Annotated in this window: 13 protein-coding genes; 3 read left to right on the forward strand and 10 right to left on the reverse strand. The window is 42.6% G+C overall.

The window, feature by feature from the left end:
- Nucleotides 1-36 precede the first annotated feature (36 nt).
- Genes EJ103_RS05460 through leuS form a run of 9 tightly spaced genes read right to left on the reverse strand, consistent with a single transcriptional unit; the run spans nt 37 to nt 9437 of the window.
- Nucleotides 37-801, reverse strand: a complete 765-nt coding sequence (locus tag EJ103_RS05460; RefSeq protein WP_024033763.1) for a septal ring lytic transglycosylase RlpA family protein — start codon at nt 799-801, stop codon at nt 37-39.
- Nucleotides 801-1907, reverse strand: a complete 1107-nt coding sequence (gene rodA / locus EJ103_RS05465; RefSeq protein WP_004585916.1) for a rod shape-determining protein RodA — start codon at nt 1905-1907, stop codon at nt 801-803. Before rodA ends, EJ103_RS05460 begins: the two co-directional genes overlap by 1 nt.
- Complete coding sequence (gene mrdA, locus EJ103_RS05470; RefSeq protein ID WP_004585917.1) at nt 1904-3784, reverse strand: penicillin-binding protein 2; 1881 nt, start codon at nt 3782-3784, stop codon at nt 1904-1906. The genes rodA and mrdA overlap by 4 nt, the downstream gene beginning before the upstream one ends.
- A 9-nt stretch (nt 3785-3793) precedes the next feature.
- Nucleotides 3794-4264, reverse strand: a complete 471-nt coding sequence (rlmH, locus tag EJ103_RS05475) for a 23S rRNA (pseudouridine(1915)-N(3))-methyltransferase RlmH (protein ID WP_121637208.1) — start codon at nt 4262-4264, stop codon at nt 3794-3796.
- Between the two features lie 36 nt (nt 4265-4300).
- Nucleotides 4301-4618 (reverse strand): ribosome silencing factor, encoded by a 318-nt coding sequence (gene rsfS, locus EJ103_RS05480; protein ID WP_024033760.1) that lies wholly within the window; start codon nt 4616-4618, stop codon nt 4301-4303.
- 54 nt (nt 4619-4672) lie between these two features.
- A complete protein-coding gene (gene nadD / locus EJ103_RS05485; protein ID WP_004585920.1) occupies nt 4673-5308 on the reverse strand; it encodes a nicotinate-nucleotide adenylyltransferase in 636 nt (211 codons plus the stop codon).
- Nucleotides 5309-5319: 11 nt separating this feature from the next.
- The gene (holA, locus tag EJ103_RS05490) at nt 5320-6357 is read right to left on the reverse strand and encodes a DNA polymerase III subunit delta (RefSeq protein ID WP_126006436.1); all 1038 of its coding nucleotides are present in this window, start codon (nt 6355-6357) and stop codon (nt 5320-5322) included.
- Nucleotides 6357-6848 (reverse strand): LPS assembly lipoprotein LptE, encoded by a 492-nt coding sequence (lptE, locus tag EJ103_RS05495; protein ID WP_126006438.1) that lies wholly within the window; start codon nt 6846-6848, stop codon nt 6357-6359. The genes holA and lptE overlap by 1 nt, the downstream gene beginning before the upstream one ends.
- Nucleotides 6849-9437 carry a leucine--tRNA ligase gene (gene leuS / locus EJ103_RS05500; protein ID WP_126006440.1) on the reverse strand — a complete coding sequence of 863 codons (2589 nt, stop codon included), beginning with the start codon at nt 9435-9437 and terminating at the stop codon, nt 6849-6851.
- 174 nt (nt 9438-9611) lie between these two features.
- Between leuS and EJ103_RS05505 the strand changes: the two genes are divergently transcribed.
- The 3 genes from EJ103_RS05505 (at nt 9612) to EJ103_RS05515 (ending at nt 13048) form a co-directional block, all read left to right on the forward strand.
- The gene (locus tag EJ103_RS05505) at nt 9612-10070 is read left to right on the forward strand and encodes a hypothetical protein (RefSeq protein WP_126006441.1); all 459 of its coding nucleotides are present in this window, start codon (nt 9612-9614) and stop codon (nt 10068-10070) included.
- Between the two features lie 77 nt (nt 10071-10147).
- Nucleotides 10148-12571: an ATP-binding protein gene (locus EJ103_RS05510; RefSeq protein ID WP_241232299.1), complete on the forward strand. Its 2424-nt coding sequence runs from the start codon at nt 10148-10150 to the stop codon at nt 12569-12571.
- Entirely contained in the window at nt 12572-13048 is a 477-nt protein-coding gene (locus tag EJ103_RS05515; RefSeq protein WP_126006444.1) for an FKBP-type peptidyl-prolyl cis-trans isomerase, read from the forward strand.
- Nucleotides 13049-13134: 86 nt separating this feature from the next.
- Here EJ103_RS05515 and EJ103_RS05520 read toward each other — a convergent pair whose 3' ends face one another.
- Entirely contained in the window at nt 13135-13587 is a 453-nt protein-coding gene (locus EJ103_RS05520; RefSeq protein ID WP_126006446.1) for a DUF302 domain-containing protein, read from the reverse strand.
- Between the last annotated feature and the right edge of the window lie 66 nt (nt 13588-13653).

Consider the following 13653-nt stretch of genomic DNA (forward strand, 5'->3'; position numbering starts at 1 on the left):
TGAATCCTACATTTTGGCGTGGTTTAGGTATTTGTCTTACTGAGTGTAAAGCAAGAACGCGTTTTGAAATTGGTTTTGTTTTAATTTTTTTAATACGTCTTGTGCATGCTGGGCATCTTTAATCGGGCCCAAATGCAAACGATAAATGTTGTCTGCTTTTACTATATTAGTAGGTACTTGATACTGCAGGCGTAATGTAGAAGCTAATGCTTCAATATTGCTAAGCGTACTACCCGCAGCTACCTGTATATATGTTTTACGTGCAGGAATGCTGTCGAGCGTAATCGCCTCTAGCTTAACCTTGGCTGTACCGTGAGTGTAATAGCCTAATTTATAAGCAGCAGCATACGAAAGATCTATTATTCTGTCATCATGAAACGGCCCACGGTCGTTTACACGCACAATTACCGATTTATTGTTGGCAGTATTAGTAACGCGTACAAAGCTTGGCAGGGGTAAGGTTTTATGCGCAGCGCTCATGGCAAACATATCGTAAATTTCACCGTTTGAGGTATGGTAACCATGAAACTTACGGCCGTACCACGAAGCGATTCCTTCTTCTGTATACCCTTTTTCATCAAGCATTGGCGTATAACGTTTGCCTAATACCTCGTAGGGGCGACTTGCACTGGCACTTTTTTTAACATCCACTACAACGGCATCTTGCATCTCAAGTGCGGTTGGCGCGCGTAAAGGTGCAGCATCGTGCTCCATATGATAACGACTATTAGAGCCGCTACTACATGCGCTTAACATACATATTAAGGCTGAAATAAATAACAGCTGGGTAGGCTTATTCATTATTTTAAAAGCATCCTTTTATCTGTCGCAATTGACATAATAATGCCAAATCCGGCCATTAACGTCACCATAGAGGTGCCGCCATAACTAATAAGGGGTAAAGGTACACCTACAACAGGCAACAAGCCCGATACCATGCCTATATTTACAAAAATATAAACAAAAAAGGTGAGGGTAAGGGCGCCGGCCAATAATTTACCAAACGCATCTTGCGCGTTTACCGCAATGTATAAACCACGGCCGATAATAAATAAGTACAGGCTTAATAAAACACACACACCAAATAAGCCAAACTCTTCACTTAATACCGAAAATATAAAGTCGGTATGGCGCTCTGGTAAAAATTCGAGTTGTGATTGCGTGCCTTGCAACCAGCCTTTACCTTCTATACCACCTGAGCCGATGGCTATTTTGGATTGAATAATATGATACCCCGAGCCAAGCGGATCGCTCTCTGGGTCTAAAAACGTTAATACGCGCTGCTTTTGGTAGTCGTGCATACCGTAGTGCCAAAATGGCCATGCTGCCAGTGCGACAACCGAGCTTAAAAAGCCAATTAAACGCCAGCTTAAACCGGATAAAAACAACACAAATATTCCTGAGCTGGCAATCAAAATTGAGGTGCCTAAGTCGGGCTGTTCTTTAATTAATAAGGTAGGCAGCATCACGATGACAAAGCCAATAATTAGGTGCAATGGGCGTGGCGGAAGTTGGTTTCGGCCAATATACCAAGCCACCATCATAGGGACCGCCAGCTTCATAAGTTCTGAGGGCTGAAAGCGAGTAATACCTAAATTTAACCAGCGCTGAGCGCCTTTTGAGCTCACGCCAAATAGCAATACGCCCACCAACATGAGTAACCCAACACAGTAAAGGGGGATCACTAAGCGTTTAAGAGTCGCGGGGGAGAACTGTGCAAGCACTATCATGCCTATAATAGCGCCGCCCATACGGGTGATGTGGCGGATCATCATGGCCGAGTCTTGGCCGCTTGCGCTATATACTATGGTGATACTGCCTGCCATCATAAGTAATAAGGCAATTAGTAACGGTAAGTCTAAATGCATGCGCATCCATATCGAGCGCTGGGTGTTTAATACGGTCATTGCGCTGTATTCCTAGCAACTTCTATTGGGTTTGCTGCAAAATAGTAATCCATTAGCTCACGTGCAATAGGGGCACCCACAGAGCTGCCGCCACCGGTGTTTTCTACCACAATTGAAACCACAATTTTAGGGTCGTCATACGGAGCAAAACCAATATAAATCGCGTTATCGCGTTGGCGCTCCTTTAGTGATTTTGCATCGTAACGCTCACCTTGGGCAATACTCACTACTTGCGCTGTGCCTGTTTTACCCGCAGGGTCATAATTAGCGCCTTTAAATGCACGGTGTGCAGTTCCTGTTACTTTTTTTACGGTATTGTGCATGGCATCGAGCGCGATACGCCAGTTATCAGGGTTATTAAGTACCACCGGCGGTTTTTCTTCGTTATTAATTTGCGTCACTTGGTCTTCTTTTTTAGCCACTTGTGCTAAATGCGGCGGGTGGTTTATGCCTTTATTAACCAATATGTTAGTCGCGTTAGCAATTTGAATAGGGGTGGCAGTCCAATACCCTTGGCCAATCCCCACTGAAATAGTATCGCCACGCCACCACGACTCTTTAAAGCGGCCTTCTTTCCACTCTTTTGAGGGCAGTATGGCTGTGGTTTCTTCGTGTATGTCTATTCCCGATAAGTCACCAAAGCCAAAGCGCGCCATAAAATTACTAATTTTTGTTATGCCTAAGCGGTATGCCGCATCGTAAAAGTAAGTATCGCACGACTCTTCAATCGCTTTGTAAACATCTACATGGCCGTGGCCCCAACGTTTCCAATCGCGCCATTTATGTTCAACATTCGGTATTTGAAAAAAACCAGGATCCCACACCGAGGTGCTTTCACTGACAATGTTTTCTTCAAGTGCCAGTATGGCCATATGCGGTTTTACTGTGGAAGCTGGCGCATAGCGCCCTTGAGTAGCACGGTTAATAAGAGGGCGGTCGGGGTTTAGCAGTGCTTTATAATCTTTACTGCTAATACCATGGACAAATAAATTAGGGTCGTAACTTGGGTTTGAATAAAGTGCTAATACGCCGCCATCTTTGGCATCCATTACTACAACCGCGCCGCGCATATCTTTAAGCGCATGTTGGGCTATTTGTTGTAAACCTATATCTAAGGTAAGCACTAAATCACTGCCTGGCTGTGGGGGAGTCATACTTAATGTGCGAATAACACGGCCGCGGTTATTTACTTCAACGCGTTGAGAGCCGACTTGGCCATGCAAAAGCTGCTCGTAATATTTTTCTATGCCAAGCTTACCGATATCGTGCGTAGCGCGGTAATTTGTGGCTTGGTCTTCTTGTTCTAACTTATTAAGTTCTTTGCGGTTTAGTTTGGCAACGTAGCCTAGTGCATGGGTTAGCGTATCGCCATATGGGTAAAAGCGTGCAAGGCGCGCCTCAATGCTAAAGCCCGGAAATTTATGCTGATTAACCGCAAATTGGGCCACTTCGGTTTCATCTAAGCGGGCTTTTAGTACTTGCGACTTAAATCGACGCGTATGCTTTATGTCATCAATAAAGTCTTTTTTTTGCTGCTCGGTAATCGTAATTATTTTGCTAACTTGCTCAAGCGATTTAGCTAAATCGTCGACCTCTTCAGGAATAACCTCGAGGTTATAAACGGGTTTGTTTTCAGCAAGCAGTACACCGTTGCGGTCGTAAATGAGGCCACGGTTTGGCGCAATAGGAATTACTTTAATACGGTTATCGTTAGAGCGGGTTTGATAGTCGGTGTGTTCTTCTACCTGAATGGTATAAAGATTAGAAAGCAAAATTGCCACTAAGCCTAAAACAAAAATAAAACCCACAAATGCGCGCCGTGCAAATAAGTTTGCCTCAGCGGAATGGTCGCGTATTGTGGGTCTTTGCTTAATCATAACAAGGCGTTACTCGCGATGATAAGGATGGTTGTTATTTAAGCTCCAGCCTCGGTATAGGCTTTCGGCAACAATAATACGCACTAAAGGGTGCGGTAACGTTAAGTTAGATAACGACCACTTTTGCTCAGAGGCGGCAATGCACTCAGGGGCTAACCCTTCAGGGCCGCCAATAAGCAAACTAACGTCGCGGCCATCGAGCTGCCACTTTTCCATATTTTTAGCAAGCTGGTGAGTATCAAGTGGTTTACCTGTTACCTCTAGGGTAACAATGCGATTGCCTTTTGGAATAGCGGCTAAGGTTTTTTCACCTTCGGTGTGCAAAATGCGTTTAATATCGGCATTTTTACCGCGTTTACCGGCCGGAATTTCTATTAACTCAAGCGCCATATCTTTAGGAAAACGGCGTTGGTACTCTGCAAATCCGCTTTCTACCCACGCTGGCATTTTTGTGCCAACGGCAATCATTTGTATTTTCACGTAATACTTCCAAGCTCAATTAAAAAATAGTGGCGCTTAGCCCCACAGTTTTTCTAGATCGTAATAGCTACGTGCGTGATCTTGCATCACGTGTACAACTACATCACCTAAATCTACCAGTACCCATTCGCCTTCGTCTTGACCTTCGTAACCTAAAGGTTCTTCGCCAGCGTGGCGAGCTTCTTTTGCTACGTTATCGGCAATTGATTGCACATGACGCTTAGAAGTACCCGAACACACAACCATGTAATCGGTAATGTCTGAGCTGTCACGTACGTCTAGTTGTACCACGTCGCGTGCTTTCATATCGTCAATTTTGTCTAGTGCAAAGGCAAGTAGTTGTTTCGAATCCAAGGTATTGTCTCAATTTTAAATTTAATAGCGTGCATTTTAACATGCTAGGGGGTTTTAATCATCACTTTGATAAAGCTGGTGTTGCTTAATGTAGTGACTGACAGGTTCGGGTAATAGTTCATTATTTTTATTGGTTTTTTTTAATTGCTCTCGAATAGCGCTTGAGGCAGCATCAAGGGTTTCACCAGGTAAAAAATAAAGCTTACCAAAGTTGTGTGTGGCAAGTTGCTGTAGCGCTTCAGTGTGGGCATTACTAATATAGCTTTTAAGCGCCTTATTTGGGTTACATGTTTGCCCCGGGCGATGATAAACCACTATATGGCATAGCTGTGTAATTGCTTGCCATTCATACCATTTGTCGAGGTTATTAAATGAGTCCATGCCCATTAAAAAAAGAATTGGCGTATCTGGGTGCTCAGCTCTTAGTTCTTGTAAACTCAACAATGAGTAAGAAGGCCCAGTACGATTAAGCTCTCTTAAATCAAGTGCAAAATGAGGGTAAGGGGCAATAGCGGCATTGAGCATATTAATACGGTGCGCTGTACTTATACCTGGCGCAGCTTTGTGCGCGGGAAGTGCACAGGGCATAAAGTACAACGTGGATAAGTTAAATGTATTTACACACTGCGAGGCCATATTTAGGTGACCTAAATGCACAGGGTCGAAGGTGCCGCCAAAAATTGCAATCATGTTAAAAATCTTTAGTTAAGTGCGTGGCAAGGCATTGGAATATCAAGCGGCTGGCAAAACTTAATACAAATATGCGCAAGCGCTTGGTAAGGCGCAATTAAGTTACCTTGTTTGTAGCTTGAATCAAACAGTGCAAGCTCACTGCTTATTTGCTCAAGTGTATTAATATTTAAGCGGTTAATTGCATTTTGCACTGGGCCTTGCTGGTTTTTCCAAATACCATTTTTTTTAAATAACTGTGCGATAGGCTCGCCATTTAAAAGCCCTTGCTGAATAGTGAGCAAACTGGTGAGTTCTTTATTTATAGCCCATAAAATACTCACCACTTCGGTGTTATCGCTGGCCAGTTTATTAAGTACCTTAATTGCTTGCTTGGCGTGGCCATTTAATAGGGCATCACTTAAATCAAAAATATCAAACTTGGCTTGATTTAATAGCCCTTGCATCACAAGTTGCTGGGTTATTAAGGCATTACCATGCAGTAGCGAGAGCTTTTCGAGCTCCTGAAAACACGCTAACAAATTACCTTCGGTAGCGTTAATTAAGCTCAGTTTTGCTTCGTTTTGCATATTCAGAGAAAGGCGCGCTACTTGTTCATCTAACCAGCGTTTTAAATGATTCCCTGCAAGCGGGTAGCATGGTACAAATACACCGTGTTTATCGAGCGCTTTAAACCAGGCGCCACGTTGTATGTCTTGGCTGGCTTTAGCCCCTTTTACAATTAAAATGGTATCAGGGTTAATTAACTCGACTATTTTTTTAAAGGTATTACTACCTGGGGTGCCAGGTTTTTGTTGGTTTAAATCAAGCTCAATTATAGTGCGCGCACTAAACAAAGACATGCTTTGATATTGAGCTATAATTTCTTGCCAATCAAACCCTTGCATTAGGGTAAATTTAATTACCTCATCAAAGCCTTGGGCTTTTGCCGTATCGCGTATTTGCTGCACACATTGCGCTTCTTGAAACGGTTCTTCACCAAACACTAAATAAAAGGGTTTTAAACCTTTATTTAATTCACTCAGTAACTGATTAGCATAACAGCGCATTATAGTTGCGACAGCTCTCTAACAATACGACTACTGGCTTGCTTACGAATTTCGCTAATAAGCAGCTCAAGCTCTTTTGCTTTTGCAAGTGCGTGATCGGGGTCGTCTTGGTAGTTACGATAAAGCTCAAAGCGTTTTTCTATGGCTTTTTCGCCTGGGCGTTTAACAACATAGCTTACCCCGTAGGCAAGCTCGTATTCAGCCACCTGACCATTTTGAAACAACGACAAGGTTTGGCGCTCAATGCTTTCTTTGCGTAAGTACAGCTGGGCAACATTTTTAGCCGAAGTTGTCAGTTCTACGTTGCTGGCTTTAAGCTCTTTTTTAAGGTTTAAAAATAACGATGATTTTTCATCATCACCTTTAAGTGTAAGCGTTTTAAGGTTATCGGGCAGGCTAGAGGCTTTCTTTAAATGAAAGCCACAGCCAGATAACACAAAACACATTAGCACTAAGGCTAATGTGTTTTTAAGGGCGTTAAAGCTAACCATTTAGTTAGCTACCACGTTTAATAGTTTGCCTGGTACGTAAATGATTTTACGAATGGTTGCGCCATCGGTAAATTTAGTTACGTTAGACTCAGCAAACGCTAGCGCTTCTACTTGCTCTTGCGTTGCATCAGCTGCCACAGTTAGCTTAGCGCGTAGTTTGCCGTTTACTTGAACAATGATTAACTTTTCATCTTCAACTAGGGCAGACTCATCAACCTTTGGCCATGCTGCGTCTAAAATGTCGCCTTCTTTACCAAGTTCTTGCCATAACTCGTGCGATAAATGCGGTGTTATTGGCGCAAGCATAATAAGTAATGCTTCAAGTGCTTCGTTAGCAATGGCTACGTCTTGCGTGTCGTTTAATGGTGCTTTTAATAGCTTGTTAGAAAGCTCCATAATAGCAGCAATGGCAGTGTTAAACGTTTGACGACGCTCAACATCATCACTTACTTTAGCAATGGCTTTATGTAGTTCACGACGCAGTACTTTTTGTGGGTTAGTAAGCGCCGATTTATCAAGTGCTTGGTAACCAACAGTTTTAACGTCTACCGCGTATTTCCATACACGTTTTAAGAAGCGGTGTGCGCCTTCAACCCCTGAGTCTGACCATTCAAGTGTTTGCTCTGGTGGTGCAGTAAACATCATGAATAAACGCACTGTATCTGCACCATATTGGGCAATTACTTCTTGTGGGTCTATCCCGTTGTTTTTAGACTTAGACATTTTGCTCATGCCTGATGAGAATACGGGCTCGCCGTCTTCTTTGTGCCATGCTTTAGTTACACGGCCTTTATCGTCGGTTTCGGTATTTACATCGCTTGGCGAAATCCATACATCGCCGCCTTTTTCATCTTTACGATAAAACGTTTCGGCAAGTACCATACCTTGACAAAGTAAGCGGTCAAACGGCTCGTCTGAATTTACTAAACCAAAGTCACGTAATAATTTGTGGAAAAAACGCGAGTACAGTAGGTGTAAAATAGCGTGTTCAATACCACCAATGTATTGGTTTACAGGTAACCAGTAGTTAGCTGCAGCAGGGTCTAGCATGCCTTCGTCATGGCGAGGGCTACAGTAACGTGCGTAATACCAAGATGATTCCATAAAGGTATCAAAGGTATCTGTTTCGTGTGTTGCAGGTACGCCATTTACCGTTGCTTTAGCCCATTCTGGGTCTGCTTTAATTGGCGATGTAACACCATTCATTACCACATCTTCTGGTAAACGAACTGGTAGCATGTCTTCTGTTGCAGCAAGCTCATTGCCGTTTTCGTCGCTCAGCATTGGGATTGGAGAACCCCAGTAACGCTGGCGGCTAACGCCCCAATCGCGTAAACGGAAGTTAACTTTACGCTCACCTACACCTAGTGTTTCTAGTTTGTCGGCAACAGCATTAAATGCGCCTTCAAAATCAAGGCCATCAAATTCGCCAGAATTAACTAATACACCTTTTTCGGTGAATGCTTCTTGCGCTAGGTTTACTTCAAGGTCTGAGCCTTCAACCGGTGCAATAACTTGTTTTATGTCTAGGCCGTAAGCGGTAGCAAATTCATAGTCACGTTGGTCGTGTGCAGGTACTGCCATTACCGCGCCAGAGCCGTAATGCATAAGTACAAAGTTAGCGACCCAAATAGGCACTTGCTCGCCTGTTAATGGGTGAGTTGCGTAAAAGCCAGTTGCAATGCCTTTTTTCTCCATTGTTGCCATGTCTGCTTCGGCTACTTTGGTGTTTTTGCATTCTTCAACAAACATTGCAATTGCGTCGCTGTTTTTAGCGGCTTCTTGTGCAATAGGGTGGCCACCGGCAACAGCAAGGTAAGTTACACCCATAAATGTATCTGGGCGCGTAGTGTATACGCTAAACTTTTCGTTGTTGTCGGTACGCGTAAACTCAATGTCTAACCCTTCAGAGCGACCAATCCAGTTGCGCTGCATGGTTTTAACTTGCTCAGGCCAATCTTCTAATTTATCTAAATCGTCTAAAAGTTCTTGTGCGTAGTCGGTAATTTTAATAAACCACTGCGGTATTTCTTTTTGCTCAACCACAGCGCCTGAGCGCCAACCACGGCCGTCAATTACTTGCTCGTTTGCTAGTACAGTTTGATCAACCGGATCCCAGTTAACCGTTGACATTTTTTTATACACTAGGCCTTTTTCGTAAAGCTTGGTGAAAAACCATTGTTCCCACTTGTAATATTCTGGGTGACAGGTTGCAATTTCGCGATCCCAGTCGTAACCAAAACCTAATTGCTTAAGTTGGTTGCGCATGTAATCAATGTTTTCGTAAGTCCACTTTGCAGGGGCTGTTTTGTTTTTAATAGCAGCGTTTTCTGCAGGTAAACCAAACGCATCCCAACCCATAGGTTGCATTACGTTTTTGCCTTGCAGGCGCTGGAAACGAGAAACAACATCACCAATGGTGTAGTTACGCACATGACCCATATGCAGTCGACCACTTGGGTATGGGAACATAGAAAGACAGTAATACTTTTCTTTGCTCTCATCTTCGGTGACTTTAAATACCTGGTTTTCTTCCCAGTAACTTTGGACTTTTGACTCTATGTCTTGCGGGTTATATTGCTCTTGCATCTATGATTCCAGACTTCTTGCAAACTAATAAAAAATTGCCGATAGGATACCCCAAATAAAAGCCTAATCACAGCGTATAAGCACGGTTTTGTTAAAATCTCACTTTCAGTGCAGGTTAACCTATACTTATCTATGTTTAAGGCCAACACGCCCTTGATTTTGATGGAGTATAAAATGGCAGATTATAAAACATGGCTTAGCGACCTCACTACGTGGTTAAAAGATGTAAAAGATCATGAAGTAAAAGATGCAATGACCCGATTTGTTGAATCTGAGCAAGCACTTAAAGATTTAGGCAAAGAAAAATACGGCTTATACAAAAGTTATTTGCAGCGCGATATAGAACACGTTCAAGAAAACGAATCGCACTATAATTCGCTTGCATGGCAAGAGCTTAAAGAGTCGTTATGGTATGAGCTTTCACACATAGAGGACAAAACCCAGCTTGAATGGCAGTCTCTTAGTCAAGATTTTAAGCACAATGGGATGTATCACGCAGGCGAATGGATAGCCATGGGCACATTAGTATGTAAGAATTGCACCCATAGTTTTGATATTTATCACGCTACACAAATTACACCGTGCATTGAATGTGATGGTATTTATTTTAGCCGTAAGGCATTACAACCCTAAATATATGTATTAAGTGGCTTGTAGGCCACTTAATACGCCCAAAGCCAGCGAGTATGTTGGTACAAAAAGAAGTTAGAATGACGAAAAAACTGCTGCCATTATCTGTTTCACAGCTCGCACCGAGCATTTCTACTAATCACGTTAGCACGTGTATGAGCAATCCATACCCAGAGCAACTTACCTTTATCGGCCAACAACGCGCCCAAAGTGCGCTCGACTTTTCACTTGGGATGGAGCTGCCAGGCTACAATGTTTATGTAATGGGTGAGGCCGCGCATGGCCGATTTACACTCGTAAAAGACAAACTTAAACAACACGCAAAAGATCGCCCCACACCTAACGAGTGGTTGTATGTTAATAATTACGACGACCACCGTGAGCCAATAGCGCTATTTATGCAAGCAGGGCAAAGCAAGCAATTAAGTGACGACATAGACTCATTTTTAGATGAAGTACTCGACACCTTTCCGGCAGCGTTTGATAACCCAGCTTATCAACGCAAAAAAAAGTCAATCGAGAGCGAATTTAACGACGCTTACGACAGCGCTATTACCGCAGTAGAAGAAATGGCGCTTGAGCAAAGCGTAGCGCTAATAGAAGAGAAAAACGCCGTAGGTTTTGCGCCTTTAGTTGAAGGCAGGCAGTTAAGCGATAACGAATTTGCCGCCCTAGATGAAGAGCTTCGTGATGAGTTTTTTGAAAAAATAGAAAAACTAGAAGATGCCTTAATTGAAGCGCTGATTGAGCTGCCTCGCTGGAAACGCGAATCAAAAGAAAAACAGCGTAATCTAAAAAAGGCCACAGCCGAGCAAGCTACAAAGCCATTATTAAAAGACTTAGAGCATAAATACGCTGCCCATATTGGAGTGCTGCGATACTTAAAAGATATTCGCGTAGAAATAATTGATGCAGTACTTGAGTGGCTAGACGATGAAGATGAAAGCGAAGAAAGCAAAGAAGACTTTGACCGTAAAGGCATGCTTACAGACTTTTTTGCGCCTAACATTTTAGTTGAATTTAAAGAAGACGATGCCGCACCTGTAGTGTATGAGCCAAACCCAACCTTTGGCAATATATTTGGCAAAATTGAGTATTCAACATCGCAAGGCTCACTTATAACTAGTTATCGCTCTATACAGCCTGGTGCATTGCACCGTGCAAATGGCGGTTACTTAATTATGGATGCCGAAAAAGTAATGGCCAACCCGCAAGTGTGGGATGGTTTAAAGCTTTCGCTTAAAACGCACCAAATTAAAAACGACCTACCGTATCAAGACAGCTCAGTAGGCAGCAGTTTTACGCTGCGCCCGCAATTAATTCCTCTTGATGTAAAAATTATTTTATTAGGCTCGCGCGATTTGTATTACACCATAGGTGAGTACGATGAAGAATTTGCAGAGCTGTTTAGAGTACTTGCCGACTTTGATTACTATTTACCAAGTAGCGATAAGCTTCAGTACCAATTTATTACTAAAGTGAGTGAGTACTGCCAGCAAACGTTAAAGTGCACAACCACAGAGGCCGCCATGGTGCGGTTACTTAAATTTAGCTACCGCCAAGCAGAGCACCATAATAAATTATCGGCGCGCTTTGCCGATGTGCTTGAACTGGTGGCTGAGGCCAGCTTTTACGCCAAGCAAGATAAGCAAACACTAATTGATGCGCATCATATTGATGAAGCCATTGAAGGTAAGCAGTACCGCACCGGCCAAATAAGCGAAAACATGCTAAGCGATATAAAAGAAGGCCACACGCTTATTGCCACACAAGGCCAAGCCATTGGTAAAGTAAACGGCTTAACAGTGCTGCACATTGGCGATACGTCGTTTGGTACACCCGCACGCATAACCGCCACCGTATATGCCGGCGCCGATGGTGTAATAGATGTTGAGCGTGAAGCCGAGTTAGGTAAAGCAATTCACTCAAAAGGTGTAATGCTACTTACCGGTTATTTAGGTAACAAATACGCCCAGCACTTTAGTTTAACGCTAAGCGCTAACATAGCTATAGAGCAAAGCTACGGTTATATAGATGGCGATAGCGCCTCACTTGCTGAGTTATGTGCGCTTATATCAGCTATTACCAGTTTGCCTATTAGCCAGTCTATTGCCCTTACAGGCTCTATTAACCAACACGGTGATGTGCAAGCTATTGGCGGCGTAAACGAAAAAATAGAAGGCTTTTTTAAGCTGTGTAAAATGCGCGGCTTAACAGGCGAGCAAGGCGTTATTATTCCAAAATCTAACCAAGTTAACTTAGTACTTGATGATGAAATACTTGAAGCGGTTGAGCGCGGTAAATTTAATATTTACGCAGTAGAAACTGTAGACCAAGCACTTAACTTATTAATGGATATTGATGCAGGCGATATTATTGACGGCGAATACCCAGAGGATTCTGTTAACGGTATTGCTTTAGCACGCTTAAAAGATATAGCCGACATAGTTAATGGCGATAGCGAAGAAGATAAAGAAGCCGATGAAGATGAGGAAAAACACTAAATGATAAATATAATTTTAGCGGTGATCATCGCTATATTTTGTTTTTTAATTTTTCAAAATAGTAAAAAAGCCAAGCAACAAGCAGGTGTAAATGCGCAAATTGAAGCCGACTACCTTGTAGTTAATGCAAAAGTAGAGGGCGTAATAGAAACCGCCTCTGGTTTGCAATATAAAGTGCTGCATAAAGGTGAAAGCGAAAATACACCAAACCCAACTAGCATGGTTAACGTGCACTACCACGGTACATTAATCGACGGCACTGTATTTGACAGCTCAGTTGAGCGTAAAACGCCTATTAGCTTTGGTTTACACCAAGTAATTAAAGGTTGGACCGAAGGCTTACAGCTTATGAGCCCAGGCGATAAATACATCTTTTATGTACCGCACCAATTAGCCTACGGTGAAAAGCGAGTAGGCAGTATTCCACCTGCATCACTGCTTATTTTTGAAGTAGAGCTTTTAGCTATTGAGTCTTAATACAGGCGCTTAGTGTTATTAATTGAATGAAACCCGCTAACTTATCAGCGGGTTTTTTATTGTGTGGATTCAAACTTAAATTGTGGTTATTTGGCTACCGTTGCCATAGAAAGCTTATTAAGCACCGTAGATATTTTATTAAGTACTTCTTCGCAGCCTTTTATATTATGGCGCTCTTGCAAATAAGTTGGGTTGTTATAGGCAAGCCATACTTGGCCGTTGTTGTCTTGAGATATATGTACTTTTTGTGGTAAATCTATCGCAACGCTTTGCTGGCATTGCATTAACGGTGTTCCTACCTTTGGGTTACCAAAAATAATCACTTCACTTGGCGCTAATTTCATATTCACGTTTTGAGCGTTTTTTTGATGGTCTACCCGCGCAAAAATAGTTAACCCTTTGCTACTGGCAATTTTTTCAAAACGGTTTGCCGTTTCCTTTACAGAATAATTACTTTGAAATTGCACTAAGCTGTCATTGGCACTCACCACGCATGTGGCTAATAGTAAAATAACACCTAAAAATAGTCGGTTTAACATTATTTGCTCCTCATGAAAACGGCTTATTAAGAGTATGAAAAATACACACTATCTGAGTTACTAATT

It is taken from the genome of Pseudoalteromonas sp. Xi13, from assembly GCF_003952205.1.
Lineage (GTDB): Bacteria > Pseudomonadota > Gammaproteobacteria > Enterobacterales > Alteromonadaceae > Pseudoalteromonas > Pseudoalteromonas atlantica.

Bases quoted from the DNA above. Each gene is read 5' to 3' on its own strand.
- EJ103_RS05460 (WP_024033763.1), bottom strand. From the start codon at position 801: ATGAATAAGCCTACCCAGCTGTTATTTATTTCAGCCTTAATATGTATG.
- leuS (WP_126006440.1), bottom strand. From the start codon at position 9,437: ATGCAAGAGCAATATAACCCGCAAGACATAGAGTCAAAAGTCCAAAGT.
- rodA (WP_004585916.1), bottom strand. From the start codon at position 1,907: ATGACCGTATTAAACACCCAGCGCTCGATATGGATGCGCATGCATTTA.
- nadD (WP_004585920.1), bottom strand. From the start codon at position 5,308: ATGATTGCAATTTTTGGCGGCACCTTCGACCCTGTGCATTTAGGTCAC.
- mrdA (WP_004585917.1), bottom strand. From the start codon at position 3,784: ATGATTAAGCAAAGACCCACAATACGCGACCATTCCGCTGAGGCAAAC.
- EJ103_RS05505 (WP_126006441.1), top strand. From the start codon at position 9,612: ATGGCAGATTATAAAACATGGCTTAGCGACCTCACTACGTGGTTAAAA.
- EJ103_RS05515 (WP_126006444.1), top strand. From the start codon at position 12,572: ATGATAAATATAATTTTAGCGGTGATCATCGCTATATTTTGTTTTTTA.
- holA (WP_126006436.1), bottom strand. From the start codon at position 6,357: ATGCGCTGTTATGCTAATCAGTTACTGAGTGAATTAAATAAAGGTTTA.
- EJ103_RS05520 (WP_126006446.1), bottom strand. From the start codon at position 13,587: ATGTTAAACCGACTATTTTTAGGTGTTATTTTACTATTAGCCACATGC.
- lptE (WP_126006438.1), bottom strand. From the start codon at position 6,848: ATGGTTAGCTTTAACGCCCTTAAAAACACATTAGCCTTAGTGCTAATG.
- EJ103_RS05510 (WP_241232299.1), top strand. From the start codon at position 10,148: ATGACGAAAAAACTGCTGCCATTATCTGTTTCACAGCTCGCACCGAGC.